16 protein-coding genes are annotated in these 18,497 nt (G+C 40.2%); 9 read left to right on the top strand and 7 right to left on the bottom strand.

Features of this window, described 5'->3' with window-relative positions; all coding sequences use genetic code 11:
- Window positions 1–68 precede the first annotated feature (68 nt).
- The 5 genes from J8Z25_RS10460 (at window position 69) to J8Z25_RS10440 (ending at window position 9,147) form a co-directional block, all read left to right on the top strand.
- Window positions 69–1,109: a Leu/Phe/Val dehydrogenase gene (locus J8Z25_RS10460; protein WP_130051207.1), complete on the top strand. Its 1,041-nt coding sequence runs from the start codon at window positions 69–71 to the stop codon at window positions 1,107–1,109.
- Between the two features lie 136 nt (window positions 1,110–1,245).
- The gene (locus J8Z25_RS10455) at window positions 1,246–1,902 is read left to right on the top strand and encodes a CatA-like O-acetyltransferase (protein WP_167657757.1); all 657 of its coding nucleotides are present in this window, start codon (window positions 1,246–1,248) and stop codon (window positions 1,900–1,902) included.
- A gap of 131 nt (window positions 1,903–2,033) precedes the next feature.
- Window positions 2,034–4,940 (top strand): ligand-binding sensor domain-containing protein, encoded by a 2,907-nt coding sequence (locus tag J8Z25_RS10450; protein WP_239977566.1) that lies wholly within the window; start codon window positions 2,034–2,036, stop codon window positions 4,938–4,940.
- 89 nt (window positions 4,941–5,029) lie between these two features.
- Window positions 5,030–5,854: a M90 family metallopeptidase gene (locus J8Z25_RS10445; protein ID WP_130051210.1), complete on the top strand. Its 825-nt coding sequence runs from the start codon at window positions 5,030–5,032 to the stop codon at window positions 5,852–5,854.
- Window positions 5,855–5,961: 107 nt separating this feature from the next.
- Window positions 5,962–9,147 (top strand): amidohydrolase family protein, encoded by a 3,186-nt coding sequence (locus J8Z25_RS10440; protein WP_167657760.1) that lies wholly within the window; start codon window positions 5,962–5,964, stop codon window positions 9,145–9,147.
- A 54-nt stretch (window positions 9,148–9,201) separates the two neighbouring features.
- Here the strand turns inward: J8Z25_RS10440 and J8Z25_RS10435 are convergent, their stop codons facing one another.
- Window positions 9,202–9,744 carry a TetR/AcrR family transcriptional regulator gene (locus tag J8Z25_RS10435; RefSeq protein ID WP_167657761.1) on the bottom strand — a complete coding sequence of 181 codons (543 nt, stop codon included), beginning with the start codon at window positions 9,742–9,744 and terminating at the stop codon, window positions 9,202–9,204.
- Between the two features lie 99 nt (window positions 9,745–9,843).
- Between J8Z25_RS10435 and J8Z25_RS10430 the strand changes: the two genes are divergently transcribed.
- Window positions 9,844–10,320 carry an HPP family protein gene (locus J8Z25_RS10430; RefSeq protein WP_130051213.1) on the top strand — a complete coding sequence of 159 codons (477 nt, stop codon included), beginning with the start codon at window positions 9,844–9,846 and terminating at the stop codon, window positions 10,318–10,320.
- A 30-nt stretch (window positions 10,321–10,350) separates the two neighbouring features.
- On the opposite strand, the gene J8Z25_RS10425 is transcribed toward J8Z25_RS10430, so the two are convergent.
- Complete coding sequence (locus tag J8Z25_RS10425; protein ID WP_054561783.1) at window positions 10,351–10,728, bottom strand: hypothetical protein; 378 nt, start codon at window positions 10,726–10,728, stop codon at window positions 10,351–10,353.
- Window positions 10,729–10,878: 150 nt separating this feature from the next.
- On the opposite strand from J8Z25_RS10425, the gene J8Z25_RS10420 reads away from it, so the two are divergent.
- Window positions 10,879–11,631, top strand: a complete 753-nt coding sequence (locus J8Z25_RS10420) for a Nif3-like dinuclear metal center hexameric protein (RefSeq protein ID WP_250661020.1) — start codon at window positions 10,879–10,881, stop codon at window positions 11,629–11,631.
- A 6-nt stretch (window positions 11,632–11,637) separates the two neighbouring features.
- Here J8Z25_RS10420 and J8Z25_RS10415 read toward each other — a convergent pair whose 3' ends face one another.
- Entirely contained in the window at window positions 11,638–12,402 is a 765-nt protein-coding gene (locus J8Z25_RS10415) for a YdcF family protein (RefSeq protein WP_167657762.1), read from the bottom strand.
- A 55-nt stretch (window positions 12,403–12,457) separates the two neighbouring features.
- Complete coding sequence (locus tag J8Z25_RS10410) at window positions 12,458–13,345, bottom strand: LysR substrate-binding domain-containing protein (protein ID WP_054551603.1); 888 nt, start codon at window positions 13,343–13,345, stop codon at window positions 12,458–12,460.
- A gap of 314 nt (window positions 13,346–13,659) precedes the next feature.
- On the opposite strand from J8Z25_RS10410, the gene J8Z25_RS10405 reads away from it, so the two are divergent.
- The gene (locus tag J8Z25_RS10405) at window positions 13,660–14,352 is read left to right on the top strand and encodes an alpha/beta fold hydrolase (RefSeq protein ID WP_250661019.1); all 693 of its coding nucleotides are present in this window, start codon (window positions 13,660–13,662) and stop codon (window positions 14,350–14,352) included.
- A 2-nt stretch (window positions 14,353–14,354) separates the two neighbouring features.
- Window positions 14,355–15,179: an alpha/beta hydrolase gene (locus J8Z25_RS10400; RefSeq protein WP_250661018.1), complete on the top strand. Its 825-nt coding sequence runs from the start codon at window positions 14,355–14,357 to the stop codon at window positions 15,177–15,179.
- Here J8Z25_RS10400 and J8Z25_RS10395 read toward each other — a convergent pair.
- The 3 genes from J8Z25_RS10395 to J8Z25_RS10385 all read right to left on the bottom strand — a co-directional run bounded on the left by J8Z25_RS10395 (window position 15,176) and on the right by J8Z25_RS10385 (window position 18,362).
- Window positions 15,176–15,655 carry a YchJ family protein gene (locus J8Z25_RS10395; protein ID WP_130051217.1) on the bottom strand — a complete coding sequence of 160 codons (480 nt, stop codon included), beginning with the start codon at window positions 15,653–15,655 and terminating at the stop codon, window positions 15,176–15,178. The two genes, J8Z25_RS10400 and J8Z25_RS10395, sit on opposite strands and share 4 nt — an antisense overlap.
- 40 nt (window positions 15,656–15,695) lie before the next feature.
- Window positions 15,696–16,133, bottom strand: a complete 438-nt coding sequence (locus tag J8Z25_RS10390; RefSeq protein WP_130051218.1) for a SulA-like leucine-rich domain-containing protein — start codon at window positions 16,131–16,133, stop codon at window positions 15,696–15,698.
- A 303-nt stretch (window positions 16,134–16,436) separates the two neighbouring features.
- A complete protein-coding gene (locus tag J8Z25_RS10385) occupies window positions 16,437–18,362 on the bottom strand; it encodes a S9 family peptidase (RefSeq protein WP_250661017.1) in 1,926 nt (641 codons plus the stop codon).
- Window positions 18,363–18,497: the final 135 nt, after the last annotated feature.

Below are 18,497 nucleotides of genomic sequence, written 5' to 3'. Positions count from 1 at the left end.
AGTGATAAAGTCTCGGCACTTTCAGCGCTCACACCCCTTAGGGTAAGAAAATTTCGGAGTATTTAACTGTGGCTGTATTTAATAAAGTCGACTTTGATAACCACGAGCAAGTGGTGTTTTGTTCAGATAAAGAATCAGGCCTAAAAGCTATTATCGCGGTTCATAATACCAAGTTAGGTCCAGCAGTTGGTGGTTGCAGAATGTGGGACTACTCAACAGATGAAGATGCTGTAACTGACGCACTACGTTTATCAAAAGGTATGACGTATAAAAATGCTGTGGCACGCTTACCATTTGGTGGCGGTAAGTCAGTGATTATTGGTAATGCAAAAGAAATAAAATCAGAGCAACTTTTCCGTGCATTTGGTCGTCAATTAGAGCGATTAAGCGGTAGCTACTATTCAGCTGAAGACGTGAACATCACCTGTGACGATGTTGCTATTATGAATAAAGAAACTAACTATGTATTAGGTCTTGAAGGTAAAAGTGGTAACCCATCACCTTTTACTGCTTATGGTACATTCTTAGGTATTAAAGCTGCATTACAACATCAACGTGGTCACCAAGACCTAGCAGGTGTTAAAGTAGCAGTTCAAGGTTTAGGTGCGGTGGCGTATGGCCTATGTAAGCATTTACACGAAGCGGGCGCAACGTTATTTGTAACAGATATCAATGAGCAAGCTGTTGAGCGTGTTGTTAATGACTTTAACGCTACGGCTGTTGGTATTGATGAAATCTACGACTTAGATGTCGATGTTTATGCACCGTGTGCACTAGGCGCAACGGTAAACGACACGACTATCCCGCGTTTAAAAGCAACGATTATTGCAGGTTGTGCGAATAACCAATTAGCAGAGTCTCGTCACGGTGAAATTATTCGTGAAAAAGGTATCTTATACGCACCAGATTACGTAATTAACGCAGGTGGTATCATCAACGTTTACTACGAAACAGCGCCAGAAGGTTATAGTGCAGAAGCATCAACGAAACACGTTGAAGGCATCTTTGATACCCTAACTGAAATCTTTGCTCGTTCGGAAAAAGAGCAAAAGTCGACGCATTTAATTGCAGATGAGCTAGCATTAGAAATCATCGAAAACGGCTTATAATTTAGTAAATTCACTAAATTTACAGTCAAAAAAAGGTGCGCAGGTCGCACCTTTTTTGTATCTGTTATTTATCGCATCAAGGTGACGAAGTTAAGCTTGCTAGGTACACTCAGCTTTTAAATTTCGAGGACACCTAATGAAAGCTCCATCTTGTGAAATCACGCCTATTGATCTAGCGACTTGGCCTCGTAAACAGCATTTTGCTTTTTTCAAAGAATTTTCTCTGCCTTATTTTAATGTGTGTGTTTCGCTCGATATGGCAGCTCTCTACACTAAATGTAAAACAGAGTCTTATTCGTTTTTTCACTGCTATGTCTACCTAACACTTGAAGCATGCCATGATTATGCGCCGATGCGTCAACGTATTATTGATTGTTTGCCAGTACAACTGTCATCGGTAAGAGGCAGTGTTGTAGAGCTTGCTGAAGATGAAACATTCCGCTTTAGTTATTTTGAAAAACAAGCGTCGATGGACGATTTCTCAAAACATGCCATTGCAGCGAGCAAAACAAGTAAAGCAAAGCCATTTTTTTCTGATGCATTTGCTGCAACAGAAGGGCAGCCTGATCTTATTCATATCTCAGTGCTTCCATGGTTAAACTTCACAGGCTTCTCGCATGCCGTGAGTGAGGGGCACGGCCTTGGTATACCTAAGTTTGTGTTTGGTCAATATGACTCGAAAACTGGCAAGATGCCACTCTCAATTGATGTGCATCATGCTTTGATGGATGGCTTACATGTGGCGCGATTTGTGAAAATACTGCAAGATAAAATTACGAATTTTTGTAATTGATTGTTGCTAAATGTCATTAAAGTGAGTAAGAATTGCAACTAATGTAGTATTATCTGAAGTTAGCGATGACTTTGGCTTCACAGAGCTACATCACTGAATAGAACGATAATAAATATCAGGGTTTTAGTTTTATGGTGCGGGTAGTTAGTTGTATTTTACTTTTCTTATGTTTCAGCGCTTTTGCAGACTCTGCACGCCTCTCTCTGAGTGACTACTTTACAGAGACTTGGAGTACTCGCGCCGGACTTCCTCATAATAGTATTAATAGCGTTACGCAAACTAAAGATGGCTACATTTGGATAGCGACTTGGGAAGGCCTTTCTCGCTTTAATGGCCGTGAGTTTAAACTTTTCACTCGCACAGAAATTCCTGGTTTACCAGATTCAGGCTTACGTAGCCTTATTCCCATGGATAATGGAGATTTATATATCGTTGGTGCGCGAGGTGGTATTGCTCTTCGCTCACAAGGTGGGTGGCGCGCATTACCCAGTTCTTCTGCGATGGTAAATCATGCGCTTGTCACTGAACAAGGTGAGCTTTGGTTAGCACTAGAAGGACAAGGCATTACTTACCGTGCTTCTGAAAATGCCACTGAGCAAAAGTTACTTGATAAGCTGAGCGCATATCGTCTTTTACAGGACAAAACTGGGGTGATCTGGGCTGCTACCAGTGATGGACTCTATCAAATTATTAATAATCAAGTTCGTAGAGTAGGTCAAGAATCAGGCCTACCTGACGCCTCTGTCTTTACTTTGTTACTCACTAGTTCAGGTACCTTAATTGTTGGGACCGAAAAGGGAGTATGGAAAAAGCAGCAAGACAAATTCATTTCTGTTGACCCTGTACTGAATAAAGAATCTATTTCTAGCTTACTTGAAGATAGTGAAGGCGATTTGTGGTTTGGCACCATCAATAAAGGGGTGTTCAGACTCAGCAGTGTAGGACTTGAAAACTTGGCCGCCGATGATGGTTTACCCAACAACCGTATTTTATCTTTACTGCAAGATCGCGAAAAAAGTATCTGGGTTGGCACTAATGCTGGTTTATTTCGCCTGCGCGAAGCGCCATTTACAAATTGGAGTCAAAGTCGTGGGCTTGCATCTGACTATGTGCGTACCGTGTTATCGCATTCTGATGGTAGTTTGTGGGTGGGCAGTAGTAATGGTTTAAACCGTATTGAAAATGGCAAGCTCACAACTCTTAGCCAAGCCTATGAAAAAGACCCGCTATCAGTTTTAAGTTTAACCGAAGATAAACAAGGCACAGTGTGGTTAGGCACTTATACTGCAGGTTTAATGAAAGTGGTAAACAAACAAATTTACCCAGTAAGAAATCGCAGTAATGGCTTGATTAGTAATGAAGTTCGCGCTGTGTTGTTCGATAAAATGGATAACTTATGGATTGGCACCGCGGGTGGTTTAACCAAAATAGATCCTGCCGGGCAAACTGAATTATTCACCACAGAAGATGGTTTAATTGGTGATTTCATTATGGCCCTTGTCGAAGATGACCTTGGCAGGTTATGGGTTGGTACGGGGGTCGGTGTTTCAATTTATGACCCAGCAACAAAGCAGTTTAAAACTCTAGAGTTTCCAAAGCAGTTCAGTACTGAGTATGCATTTGGCTTTTATTTAGATGACGATACTATGTGGCTTGCTACTGATAGAGGCCTAGTTCGCTACAATCTCAGCACAGATAAAATGAGCTTGTTTGGTCGAGATCATGGTTTACCAGTTGATAAGCTGTTCCAAGTAATTGAGCAAGGTGACTCATTATGGCTGACCAGTAACCGTGGTGTTATTCAAGTCAACAAAGCTCAGTTAGTTGCAATACTAGATAACCCTGAAAAAGTTCAACCAATGAGCATTTCGATGCAGCTTTATGATGAAGGCGATGGCATGTTGAGTGCGCAAGCAAATGGCGGTTCAAACCCTGCAGCTGTTCTTCATTCCGATGGACAAATATGGGTTGCTACTGCTAAAGGTGTCGCTATCGTAACACCAGAACGCTTAAAAGAAGCTAGTAAACGACGATTATCGACGGTTATTGAAAGCTTTGAAGTCGATGGCAAACCAATGACTTTACCTGTTGGTAATGAAGTTTTGAGTTTACCTGCTGGTGTTTCTCGTGTTTCGTTTAACTATGCAGGGCTTAGTTTTATCATGCCTGGGCGTTTAAACTACCAAACTCAATTAAGTGGTTACAATCAACAATGGGTAGACAGGGGGCGTCTGGCCATTACGGAGTACACCAATTTACCGCCGGGTGAATATACCTTTAAAGTGCGTGCAGGGTATCCTAATAGTGATTGGCAAAATAATGAGCAAGTACTGCGTTTTAAAATCGCCCCTTATTTTTGGCAAAAAACTAGCTTTAAGTTATTTATCTTAATTGCCGTACTTTTTACTGCTTATGTCATTTATAAATACCGCTTATATCATTATAAGCGTATTGAAATTGAGTTAACCGAAAAAGTTGAACAGCAAATGCATGATTTACAAACCCAAGCGGATGCTTTTGCTCATTTAGCGAACCATGATCAGTTAACGCAATTACCGAACAGACGAGCTTTCGATAGCTGGTTATCTGAAAACTTTAATCAATTTCAGCGTGATAATAAAACGCTTAGTATTGCCATTATGGATATTGATCACTTCAAACTTATTAATGACAACTTCTCGCACTTAATTGGCGATAAAGTGATTTGTGAAATTGCTCGTTTGCTGCGCCTGAACTTCCCTGATGAAGGTTATGCCGCTCGTTGGGGCGGTGAAGAGTTTACTCTGCTGTTCCCTTATAAAAATGCTGAAGAAGCTGCAAAAATGTGTGAAATTATCCGTTTAGAAATAGCCGATTACGATTTTTCAGAATTAGCACAAGAGCTCTCAGTGACGGTTAGTTTTGGCGTTGCAGATAATGCAGAAGTTACTGATTATGACCGTTTATTATCACATGCAGATACAGCTCTTTATCACGCTAAAAACAACGGGCGTAATAAAATTTTTATTTATAATCAAGGTTGCACTGCGCTAGATTAGCCAATCTGAAAATAAAAATGTGTGTAAACAATTGATCTTTTTTTGTTTGCACACATTAAAGTATCAAGATTGTTTTTTAGGCGATAGTAATGCTTAACCTGGTTTTGATACTTTTTTTAATAATTTTTGTTGTGTGTTACTGGCGCTGGGACGACATCCGTAATCACTTTTGGCAGAAAAAATACCTCAATAACTCCCTCAATGTTCAGCAAAAAAATCTGCTGTTAAAATATATGCCTATCTACCGAAAGATGACGGATGCCGATCGTGAAAAGCTGGAGCGTCACATCGTTTGGTTTTTAAATGAAAAACGCTTTATTGGTTGTGATGGCCTTGAGCTTAATGATGCAATGAAGCTGATTGTAGCGGCAGATGCCTGTGTTTTAGTGCTTAATAAACCGTGGCCATTGTATCGCAATGTAAAAGAAATCCTACTTTACCCTAGTGCTTATTATGCACCACAAACTTCCCGCGATAATGCTGGGCTTGTCAGTTATCACAATACTGTGCGACAAGGTGAATCATGGCCGGGCGGAACGCTGGTATTGAGCTGGCATGATGTCCTTGAGGGGAATCGCTTGCCAAGTGATGGTCATAATTTGGTGTTTCATGAATTTGCCCATCAGCTCGACCAAGAAACCGGCAAAACTACAGGCACGCCATTGCTTTCGAGTAATGAGGATTACCAAAAGTGGGCAAAAGTATTTAGCCGTGCGTTTAATCAATTAAAAACCCATTTAGCCTATGGCATGCCTCATGTTATTCACAGCTATGGCGCGACCAATGAGGCAGAGTTTTTTGCTGTTATTACTGAAACCTTTTTAGAAAAGCCTGCTGAACTCAGACAGTTTGACCCAGAAATATACCATTTACTGGTTGGCTTTTATCAGTTTGATCCGATTGCGTGGCATTAGTCGACTATTTACGTCTGTTTAACACGAATCACTGGAATCTTGCTATGCTATTTGGTGCAATCCTAAAGGTGTGCATATAAGCAAAACAATAAAAAAGTGAGATTTCAATGAAGAAAATGCTTCATACAGCGCTTGCTGTATCGATTTCACTTGCTTTAACAGGGCAAGTGGCTGCAGCTGAGCAATCAAATGATGACAAATGGCAGGTAGACGCACCAAAAGGCCAATTCTTAGACGCTAAAATTAGTGTTGAGCAAGGCACGTGGATGAATGTTGATATTAGCCCTGATGGTAAAACAGTCGTGTTTGACCTACTCGGCGATATTTATACCATGCCAATGTCTGGTGGTACTGCAACGCAATTAACCAGTGATATAGCATGGCAAATGCAACCGCGCTTTAGCCCTGATGGTAAGCACATTGCATTTACTTCAGACCAAGGTGGTGGCGACAACATTTGGGTTATGGATTTAAATGGTGAAAACCAAAAGGCAGTAACGAATGAAACATTTCGTTTATTAAATAGCCCAGCTTGGAGCCCTGATGGAGACTACTTAGTGGCTCGTAAGCACTTTACTGCAAGCCGCTCTTTGGGTGCAGGTGAAGTATGGCTATACCATAAAGCGGGTGGTAAAGGTGTACAGCTAACTGCACGCGAAAACGACCAAAAAGACTTAGGTGAGCCAATGTTCTCGCCTGATGGGCGTTATGTTTATTTCTCTCATGATGCAACGCCGGGTAAAACATTTCATTACTCTAAAGACTCTGTAGCGGGTATTTATAAAATTAAACGCTATGACCGTGAAACTGGCGATATTGAAACAATTATCGATGGCATGGGCGGGGCTATTCGTCCTACACCTTCGCCAGATGGTAAAAAGCTTGCTTACATCAAGCGTGATGATTTTCAAACAAGCTTGTACTTATATGACCTTCACACCGGTGAGCATACTAAGCTGTATGGTGAGCTTGAGCGCGATATGCAAGAGACATGGGCTATTCATGGCGTATATCCAACAATCGCTTGGACACCAGATAACGAACAATTGGTATTTTGGGCTGGTGGTACTATCCATAAGCTAGATGTCGATGATAAGTCTGTTTCGACTATTCCATTTAAAGTTGAAACCAATAAGCAAATTCAAAAAGCAGTGCGTTTTACACAAAACATCGATAGCGATAATTTTGATGTGAAAATGCTGCGCAATGTACAAATTTCACCAGATGGTGAAACGGCTATATTTGAAGCGCTAGGTCATATTTATAAGCGTGATTTAGAGTCTGGCAAAGTGAAGCGCTTAACTAAGCAAGACGATCACTTTGAATTATTCCCACAGTTCTCTCGTGATGGAAAGAAAATTGTTTACACAACATGGGATGATAATGAGCAGGGCTCAGTACGTGTTGTATCTGCGCGTAGTGGTCGTGGCGATACTATTACCAAAGAGCCGGGTAAATATGTAGAGCCAACATTTAGCCCAGATGGCAAAACGGTTGTTTACCGTAAAGCGTCAGGCGGCAGTATTCTTAATCCTACATGGTCATTAGAGCCAGGTATTTACTCAGTAAGTGCTAAAGGCGGTAAAGCAACGCTTATCACTAAATCAGGCTATCAACCACAATTTGGTGCAGCAAACGACCGTATTTATGTGATGAGTCCTTGGCCAAAACCAACATTAAGCGTTGTTGAACTTGAATCAAAACAAATTCGTAAACTTTATGAATCAGAGCATGCAACAGAGTTTAGAGTATCACCAGATGGTAAATACTTAGCGTTTGCAGAGCGATTTAAAGTGTTTGTCACGCCATTTGTTGAACGTGGTAAAACCATTAATATTGGCCCGAAAGATAGCCAATTCCCAATTGAGCAGCTCTCTGTTCGTGCGGGTGAAAATATCAGTTGGAGTGGTACAAGCGATAAACTTTATTGGAGCTTGGGCCCTGAGTTATATCATGCAAGCCTAGCGGGTTTATTTGATATTAACCAAAATGCTGAGACTGATTTTAAAGTTAAAAGTGGCGACAATATCGGTTTTACAAAAACCATGGCGGAGCCTAAATCTGTATTTGCATTAACTGGCGCGCGCATTATTACCATGAATGGTGAGCAGGTCATTGAAAACGGCGTTATTGTTACCGACGGTAAGCATATTAAAGCTGTAGGTAGTAAAGACAGTGTTGATATTCCTAAAGGCGCAGAAGTAATTGATGTGACTGGTAAAACAATTATGCCGGGTATTGTTGATGCGCATGCACATGGCTCGCAAGGTAGCGATGAGATCATTCCACAGCAAAACTGGAAGAACTTAGCTGGATTAGCGTTAGGTGTGACAACGATTCATGATCCATCAAACGACACCACTGAGATTTTTGCTGCAAGTGAAATGCAAAAAGCAGGCATGATTGTCGGCCCTCGTATCTTCTCTACGGGTACCATTTTATATGGTGCGAATATGCCAGGTTATACATCGCACATTGACTCGCTAGAAGATGCTAAGTTCCACCTTGAGCGCTTAAAGAAAGTGGGCGCGTTTAGTGTTAAATCATATAACCAACCGCGTCGTGAACAGCGCCAGCAAGTAATTGAAGCAGGCCGTGAACTTGAAATGATGGTTGTGCCAGAGGGGGGATCATTACTGCAGCACAACTTAACTATGGTGGTTGATGGTCATACGGGTATTGAACACTCAATTCCTGTAGCCAATATATACGATGATATTCGCCAGCTTTGGTCTCAAAGCGATGTTGGTTATACGCCGACATTGGGTGTAGCTTACGGTGGTATTTGGGGTGAAAATTATTGGTACGACAAGACAGATGTATGGAATCACCCACGCTTAAGTAAGTTTGTACCAAAGAATCAACTTTTACCTCGTTCAATGCGTCGTGTTAAGGCTCCCGATCATCACTATAATCACTTTAACAATGCCCGTGTTGCTAAAGAGCTACAGGACTTAGGTGTATTAGTGAACTTAGGTGCACACGGTCAACGTGAAGGTTTAGCGGCACATTGGGAAATTTGGATGTTTGCGCAAGGTGGTATGACACCACTTGAAGCTATTCGTGCAGCAACGTTAGATCCCGCTAAATACATTGGCCTTGATAACAACATCGGTTCTCTGGAGCCGGGTAAACTTGCCGATTTAATTGTTATTGACGGTAACCCGCTAACTAACATTCGTGATACAGATAAAATAGATTACACCATGATTAATGGTCGTTTATTTGATGCTGCAACAATGAACGAAGTGGGTGAGAAAAAACGCGAAAAGTTATATTTCGAAAAAATCTAACAAAGAGAAGGTTTAACTTAAAGCGGCCATTGTGCCGCTTTTTTTATGATTTATTTATTGTTTTAAGTGAGGAAACTGTTTAGTTCCTATTAGTTTTGCTTGGCAGATCATGCCTTCAACGAGCGTCATTAAATAGTAGCTTTGCGTGTCCAGCTGCGCACTTTCCATGTTATTACACGATGACAGACGCAGTTTAATTAACTGCTGTATGGCCATTTTATGTTCTTTACAGGCTTGATTTATCGGGCTAGTAGGATCAGGAAACTCGGCTGCAGTGTTAATAAATAAACAGCCATTGAAATCACCTAACTCAGTCACCTCAGAATTAAACCAAGCTTCATGGCAGCTGATCAAAGCTACTTTAAATTCTTCAACAGTGGTTAGCTTGCTGGTGGCATGCGTTAACCAATTTAAGAATTTGTTATGTCGCTCACTAAGGCACGCAAGTAATAATTCATCTTTACTTGCGAAATGGTGGTACATGGTTTTTTTGGCGACACCAGCCACATTAATAATTTCGTTTATTCCCACACTATGAATGCCTTTTTGATAAAAAAGTGACAGGGCAGTCAAAATAATATGTGTTCGTTTATCCATAACAAAGCCTCATTGGGTGACTAATGATAGCTTGACAGAAGTAGACCGAGTTGTCTACCATTTGCGAGGTAGACAACTCGGTCTACTTTTGGAGGTGTTATGGAAAATAAGTTTCGTAAAGCTGCTATTGCTGGCATATTTGCTTGTATGGCAATTTTTGTTTTAGCGTATTTGCAGCAATTAGGAAATTATGGTGTTTGGTTGATGGCGCCATTTGGTGCAACTGCGGTGCTGGTGTTTGGTGTACCGCACAGTCCTTTAGCGAAAGCGAAGAATGTCATCGGCGGGCACATTTTGACTGCTTTAATCGGCGTTGTATTTGTAAATTATGTTGGAGTAGGGCCTGTTGAAATTGCTTTAGCCACAGGGTTGGCAATTAGCCTGATGATGTTGACAGATACAATTCATCCCGCAGCAGGCGCTAACCCAATTTTGATTATGCAATCTCTACAAAGTTGGGATTTTTTAGTGATGCCCGTACTGATTGGAACTGTGTTTATTGTGTTATTTGGTTACTTAAGTCAATGGCTATTAAATATTCAGTTGAATGGACATAAAAAAACCGCTAACGAGTAGCGGTTTTTAAAATTTTTAAGTGTAATTAAATTACACAACACCACGCGGTAAACGACAATCGTGGTCTTTTTCAGCTAGGTTAACAATCCAAAGCTCTTCAGCTTTGTAACCATCATCGTTTGCTGTAACAACAGTGAACGATGCTTTCTTAGCTGTTTTAGCCGGCGCAGCGGTTTTAGTTTTGGTTTTTTTCGCTGGTGCTTTTGGTGCTTCTTCTGCTTTAGGCTCAGCTGTTTTACCAGAAGTGAGCTCTTCAGTCAGCGCTGCAACATCAGCAAGGCGCATATTTTTGCCACCGTCGATGCTATACCAACCAGGTTTTGTTGTGATTTCAGGTTTCTTACCATTCGCTGCTTCGTATGCTGCTTCGAAGGCATTTAACACTTCTGTTTTGTCTAGTTTGCTCATCAGAGACCCTATACGTTGTAAACACAGATTAAGAATATATATTTATACCTATTTTCAGCTTACTTTTCAATTTTTTGCGATTTTCCTTCCATTTTTCACTCATAAACGCCAAAATTTGCACAAAATAGAGGGTTGAAGGACGATTTTTATATGCAACGCAAACAATTTACTCAATTATTAAACGACATTCTTAAACCTGATTCTATCGCTGACTTTTGCCCAAATGGCTTACAAGTTGAAGGTGCGAGCGAAGTAAAAAAAATAGTGACGGGTGTCACAGCAAGTCAAGTATTGATTGATGCTGCTATTACACAAAATGCAGATACTATTTTGGTACACCATGGTTATTTCTGGAAAGGGGAATCACAGCCAATCACGGGCATGAAAAAGCGCCGTATAGCGGCACTTTTAAAAAATGATATTAATTTATATGGCTATCATTTACCGCTAGATATTCACCCCGACATTGGTAATAACGCACAATTGGCAAAGTTACTCGATATTGAGTTCACAGGCGGGCTTGAATCAGGTCCAAATAGTGTGCCAGTAAAGGGACGTTTAAAAACACCGTTAAGCGGTGAAGAGTTTTCCGACAAAATTACTCAAGTACTTAACCGTGCACCATTAACTAGCTTGGTTAGAGAACAGAAAATCGAAACCATCGCTTGGTGCACAGGAGGTGGACAAGGGTATATTGATTTAGCGGCTGCTCAAGGTATTGATGCTTATCTTACTGGTGAAGCCTCTGAGCAGACTATTCATAGTTCACGTGAGCAAGGCATCGACTTTTTTGCAGCAGGACACCATGCTACTGAGCGTTATGGCATTAAAGCCTTAGGCGAACTTTTAGCTGAGCAGCATGGTTTTGATGTAACGTTTATCGACATAGACAATCCAGTCTGATTAAGTCTATAGCGTCTCTGGATCAATCCAGCGGCGCACACTCACCCATGCACTGCCAATTTTCTCATGAGCAACTCTGGTCACTGCAACAAGTACAGCGTCATCAGGTATAAACTGTTTATACGTTGGATACTGACTAAAATCTTGAAAGTCGGTTGCCGCTGGGATCACATCAACACCTTGTGCATTAAATAAGTCTTTCGCTCGCGGCATATGGCTTGCTGAGGTGACTAGGGCAGTTTCTTTATCAACTAAATATATGGCAAGTCGTTTCGCTTCTTCTGCGGTATCCATAGCGAGGGGATTTTGTTTAATTCTCGTTGCAGAAATACCTAACGCTTTTGCTGTTTCAAACATGAGTTGACTATTGGTGGTATTAGCAAAACCGCCCCCTGATACATAGAGGGTGGCATTTGGATAATGGTGAGCAAGCTTAACACCTTCAAGTAAGCGAGCAAGCGCACAATCGCCTAACTGGTGGTTTGCTTGAAGGCGCGAGTTGGGCATTATTGAGCAGCCAAGTACCACAATATTATCAAGTTTAGGATGTTTTGCTTGGTTAAATTGCCATGCAGGGTTATTGCTTGTAGCTATCAATGACTGGCCAATAAATGGCGTGCTTATCAGCATTAAAGTTAAAATGCTAACAAAGCCAAAATAGAGTGCTTTGCGTTTATGTGTAATGGCTAAAAATACCATCACTAAAGTAAGCAGCCCGAGCAACGGCAGGGGCATTAATAATGAGCCAATGATCTTTTTAATTTCAAACATATATCAATGCTATTGTCTGTGACAGATAATGCTATGTTAGTTATTTTGCCTTGCTTTAGCGACCGTTATTTTGCTTACACGTATTTAAAAAGTGGCGATAAACAGGGTTATCTTTCATATTTTTTTTCATCGCTAAATACATAGGGCGTGTAAGACCTAATGCACCTAACGGAATAGACTTAATAAGCCCTTGGCTTTCATAAGGGGTGACTAGCCAATCTGGTAATGCTGCAACTCCCATACCTGCGCTCACTAATTGGAAAATCAATAAGCCTTGGTCAACAGTTTTAAGGGTGCCATCAAATCGTGCATTTTGAATGAAATGTTTAAAGATATCTTGGCGCTCACGCGGAATAGGGTAAGAAATAATTGTTTCGTTCTTTAAATCAAGGGCCGTGACATAGGCTTTTTTTGCCAATTCATGATCCGGTGCAACGATTAGTTTTAATTTAAAATCAAACAGGTGAGCATATTCAAGCTGATCTGGTTCACGGATATCAGAAGTCAGCACTAGATCTAATTCATCATTAATTAAATCTGGGATAGCGTCGTAACTAAAGCCGCGCTCGTAATCAATTTTAATATCAGGCCAAAAGTTATTAAATTCTTTTATGGTTGGTAGCAACCAATGAAAGCAGGCATGACACTCAACACTTAAACGTAAATTTGATATTGGCTGATTCAGGCTTTCCTTTAAGCGACATTTCGTTGCTTCAACTCGAGGTAATACCTCGTTAGCAAGTTCCAGAAGTAACATACCTTGTGGTGTGAAGCGCACAGGCTGTGTCTTACGTTCAAACAGTTGGCAATCTAACTTATTCTCAAGATCTTTAATTTGATGCGATAAAGCCGATTGAGTTAGAAATAACTCACGCGCTGTATTGACCAAAGAGCCTGTTTCTTTAAGGGTCGCTATGGTTTTTAAGTGTTTTATATCAATCATCTTTAAAAAATCTCATGAAAAATGTGAGTCTGACTCAGATTACGAACATACTACGCCTTAGAATTATTTTTTTCAACGTCTAGACGTCTAAAGTTGGCGATTAATTTAACCGCTTTTTTACAATACGCCTTCCTATAAATAATTGACAGCGTTGTCATCTAATTGTTTGTATTTTAGTTATGAAATTATATGAATTTACCTCAAGTTGAAACTTGCTATTTTAATAGTGTTATAGCTTGCGAGAACTAACTTGATATTTATTTTCAATTAATAGTAGTAGGGTAGAGCTGTTCGCTAAGGTATTATTTTTTATAATGTTATTATATAAAACAATGGTAGTTTTATTTTTCATAGGGATGTCTGTGTTGCGTACTGTATTTTTACTCTGTGTTTGTTGGGTTATGCCTGCTTTTGCTGGCACTATTAACAGCCAGTTTCCGACAGAAATTGACCCACATGGTCACTATGTTTTTTATTCACATGGTTTTATTGTAGAAGGGCATAACCCTAAGCCTGTTCACAAAACCTTTGGGATTTATGATTTTGTTGCCGTAAAAGAAGCGCTTGCAGATGAGAGCTATCATTTAATTGCTTACCATAGACCAAAAGGCACTGAACCTTTTGTGTTTGCGGAAAAGCTTGCAGCAGACGTTGAAGCATTAATAACTGCCGGTGTTGCTGAATCAAACATCAGTTTGGTTGGTTTTTCAAGGGGTGGGGCATTGTCGATAATGGCAGCCAATGAACTTAAACGTACAAATATCAACTTAATTATTTTAGCTGGTTGTGCTGGTTTAATTAAAAAGCTCCCATCAGTTAAAGCTTACGGCAAGGTTTACTCTATCTTTGAACGTTCAGATCAGGTTGGCTCTTGTCAATTTTTAATTGATAGGAATGAGGTAACCAAGTTCGAAGAAATAAGCATCAATACAGGGCTTTCACATGGCGCATTTTATAAGCCAAAAGATGAATGGGTGTTACCTATTAAGAAGTGGCTAAAGGATTAACTATGCCTTATATATTGTTATTTTTAGCGATTAGTGTTTTCGGAATAAGCTTTTCAAGCGATGCTGAGCCGTTTACGTTGCCGCGCACTGATACAGTTTTGCTTAAAGATAAACAATCAGACAACGAATACCCAATCACTATTAAACTGCCACCTAGCTACCAAAAGCAAAGTCATAAACGCTACCCTGTGGTGTATCTATTAGATGCAAATTATAGTTTGCCAATTGCCTCTGGTGCTAGTCGCTTTATGATGAATTCGGGGTCCATTGAAGAGGTGATTATCGTTGCTATAGGATACCAAAAAGGCATGTCTGGGCTTAATAGCCGTATTTATGACTACACCCCATTTGAAGATAAAAATTGGCAGCGACAGACTGGGGGAGCAAGAAACTACCTCAATTATTTAAAACAATCCGTATTGCCCTATATTGATGCTCACTACAGAACAAGCCAAAAAAACACCTTGGTCGGTAACTCGCTTGGTGGTTTATTTGCAGCCTATACCTTATTTACTGAGCCTACGCTTTTTTCCAGTTATGTCATAGGTAGCCCTTCAGTGTGGTTTAAGCAGCATGACCTTTTAGCTTTACCTGTGGTGCCCACAAGCAAAACAACTAAAGTGTATATTGGTATCGGAGAACTTGAAGAAAGTGAAGGTGAACAAATGGTTTCGGGCGCAAGGCAATTAGCAGCTAAAATTAATAAACAAAGCGGCGCGCTGGTTACAACAAATTTATTTGTTATCCCTCAGGCACGCCATGCAACAGCATTCCCAACAACGATTACCCAAGCCTTAGACTGGATTTACCAGGTTAATGATAACTAAAGAGCGTGACACTTTTTATATTTTTTGCCGCTACCACAAGGGCATTCATCATTACGGCCAATTTTAATATCTGCAACTGGCGTTATATCACCATCTAGGTAACGCCATAGGCCATCTTCTTTAATAAAACGCGATTTTTCGTGTAACTCACAATACAAGTTTTGGTAAAAGTAATTTGCTTTAAATTCTACAAAACCTTCTTGATCATTATGTTCAGTATCTAAAACACTGAGTTTGGTAAAACGGCAGCTATTAGCAAAATCTTTGATTTCGCGAACCGGGTTAGCGGCTTGCTGGCTTTGTGCATAGGTACTAAATACATATTTAGCATCTTTTAGCGCGTAGGCACTAAAACGAGAACGCATAAGTTGCTCTGGGTTATCAGCTTGGCTTGCACCTGTATGAAAAGGTTGGCAGCAAAGCTCGTAAGTCAATTCGCTGCCACAAGGACAAAGGGAGTGTGTGAGTGATGTCATAACAACTTACCTAAAACTATAAATTGTTATTTTAACAAGCCTATTGTGGCTGCGGTACTAAATTGTTTAATTGGGCGCTTTTTGTAAAACAATAAAACTTAGCAGATGCCTGCTCAAGGTTTAAGTTCATCGAATCAAGTTGATGATTGCTTACAATATCTGTCCATGTGATTACAGCAGCAAAATTACCGTTATGTAATGCTGAGCTAAGTACATACTCAAGGTTAACTAAATGCTTTTGTCTTATCACAAGCAGTTTGCTGGTATCAATCGAACACGAATCTAATAACGCTTTACTAGGAACATGATCAGGAGCAATTAATAGGGTCCATGCATTTTGGCTATTGTAATGATGCAATACCTTTAATAGTTCAAAGGTTGCTGATATTTCATCTTCAATTTGAATTAAGTTAACAGACGCTTTGTCGTTATCTTGTTGGTAGCTTTTAACTGTTCTTAAGGTAATTGGCTGTAACATAACTTTCACTCACTGGTTGTTTATACAGTATGTGTATACAGTAGTTTATACAGTGTTCTTGCGCAAGTACTTTTTTGCTATTTTTTAACCAATAATTCAGTTTTATTTTAATTAAAATAATTTAGTTGTTATTAAACAATTGGTTATGGTTTTGTTTTGAAGGTTGAAAAAGGTGAGAAATTTACCGCTAAAGCTATACAGTGTTTTATACAGTACTATGTAAATAGCTAAGTTTTGCTTCTATACAGGTATTTTGCATAAAAAAGCCGGTATAGAAACCGGCTCTTAATCTTTGTAGTTCTCCTATTTATCTAAGTAGGTATTTAAAAACTCAAGATATGCGTTTGAGGCTTTTATACGGTTTTCCTTTTTAGTAAACCCATGGCCTTCATCATCGAATAATACATATTCGACAGGCACACCATTTGCTTTTACAGCGGCAACGAGCTCATCGCTTTCAACTTGTAAAACGCGAGGGTCGTTAGCACCTTGAATCACCATTAAAGGCTTAGTGATGTTTTTAGCATGAAATAGTGGCGAAATTGCACGGTGACGTTCACCGTCTGTCGCGGGGTCGCCCATTTCGTCATACAGCGCCTTTTTAAAGCTTTCCCACCATGGTGGAATCGAGTTTAAGGTTCTAACCCAATTCGTTACACCAAAAATATTAATGCCGACTTTAAACTCTTCAGGTTCGAAGGCAAGTGCAGCAGCAGTCATAAAACCACCATAGCTGCCCCCTATGATGCCAATTTTATCAGCATCGACCCAATCTAGGCTTTGCAGGTGTTTTTTACCGTAAACGATATCTTGTAAATCGTCAGTGCCATGCTTTTTGTCATCTAAATGGAAGAAGGTTTTACCGTAACCTGAGCTACCTCGGTTATTGACTGCAAAAATGGCATAACCATGATTTACTAGATGTTGCTGCATAGCACTATATCCAGTGCGGCTTTGTCCACCAGGGCCGCCATGCACCCATACTAAAGCAGGTACTTTGTTGTTGCTGTTGGCTTGCTTAGGCTTGTATAAAACTCCCGGAATTTCTAAACCATCAAAGCTTTTAAAGCGCACAATGGTGCTTTCAACCAAGTCACTTTGATCAATTGCATCACTTAATGTATTGGTTAATTGTTTAGCTTTCGACTCACCGACTTGCCATACAAATAGGTTGCTTGGAGAGGTGTCTGAATTTAGGTAAAACGCCATGGTTTTTTCATCAGCTGAAAAATTTACACCGCGTAAGTTACCAGCAGGCAGTGATGGCATGGCAATACCTTTACCTGTGGTGGTATCGATTATCGACACCTTAGTGCTTGCATCAGCATTAACACCGCTTACTTGGTAACGGCCAGATTTAGAGAAGTAAATAAAGCTTACATCCCACTCATCTTTGAGGGCAGGGCTGTGCTCACCGGTAGTTAAATCATAACGCCATACTTCTGCAAACTCACCCTTAGCATCAGTTGAGTAGTACAATGATTTACTGTCTCTTGAAAATGTTTCAGGGCCGTATTTAGCGTCGCCGTCATGGCGGGTAATGAGCTCTGGTTTCAGAGTTTTTTTACGAGTATCAAGTATGAATACATCGCTGTCTTTGTTCGAATTGTTTTTCGATAAAGCAATAAAACGGCCATCAGGGCTGATTGCGCCGACATCAAGGCCCATGGTATTTTGATAAACAGGTGTTACTTCATAGCTGTTAGCATCAACACGATATAGGTCCATAAACTTAGCATCACGCTGATTGCTGGTTATAAAAAACTGTTTACCGTCTTCGGTGAAGCCAGCAAACCCTGCTCGGGTTTCTTCACCAGAGGTGAGGTCTTTCACTGTGCCATCTGTTTCGCGAACATAGATGTGATAACGCTCGTTACCGCCTGAGTCTTTAGTAAATAATACGCGCTCATCTTGAGGGAAATAAGCCACTGCATAAGTACTGTCTTCAAAGTCTGTTAAGCGGGTTTTTTTGGCAGTTTTTATATCTACTTCATACAGGCTATAAATGCCGCTTTCGTCACTGCTAACGAGTATTTTGTCGCCTTTAGGTGAAAAGCTGCTGCCCATAATTGAGGTTGTATCAAAAAAAGTTTCAGCATCATACTGTTTAACATTTTGGCTTTGTTGCACGCTTTCGGTGATGCTAGTTGATGGGGTTGATTGTGAACATCCTGCAAGTGCAAGGCTAAGCGCACATGCAACTGCTGCTATTTGAAAACTCGGTTTCATTGTAATTATTCCTTGTTAATTTTTCGTTATAAAGTGTTGCCTGTTCATAATCTAAACGCAAGTTTTACCCGTTCGATATTTGTTACAAATCATGTAAATGAATAGGTACATGAGTGTGTTATTATTTTTTCACTA

The organism is Pseudoalteromonas sp. SCSIO 43101 (assembly GCF_023650775.1).
In the GTDB taxonomy this organism is placed as follows: Bacteria; Pseudomonadota; Gammaproteobacteria; order Enterobacterales; family Alteromonadaceae; genus Pseudoalteromonas; species Pseudoalteromonas apostichopi.
The sequence above is the reverse complement of the archived record's forward strand: the minus strand, read 5'-3'. Positions and strand labels throughout refer to the sequence as shown.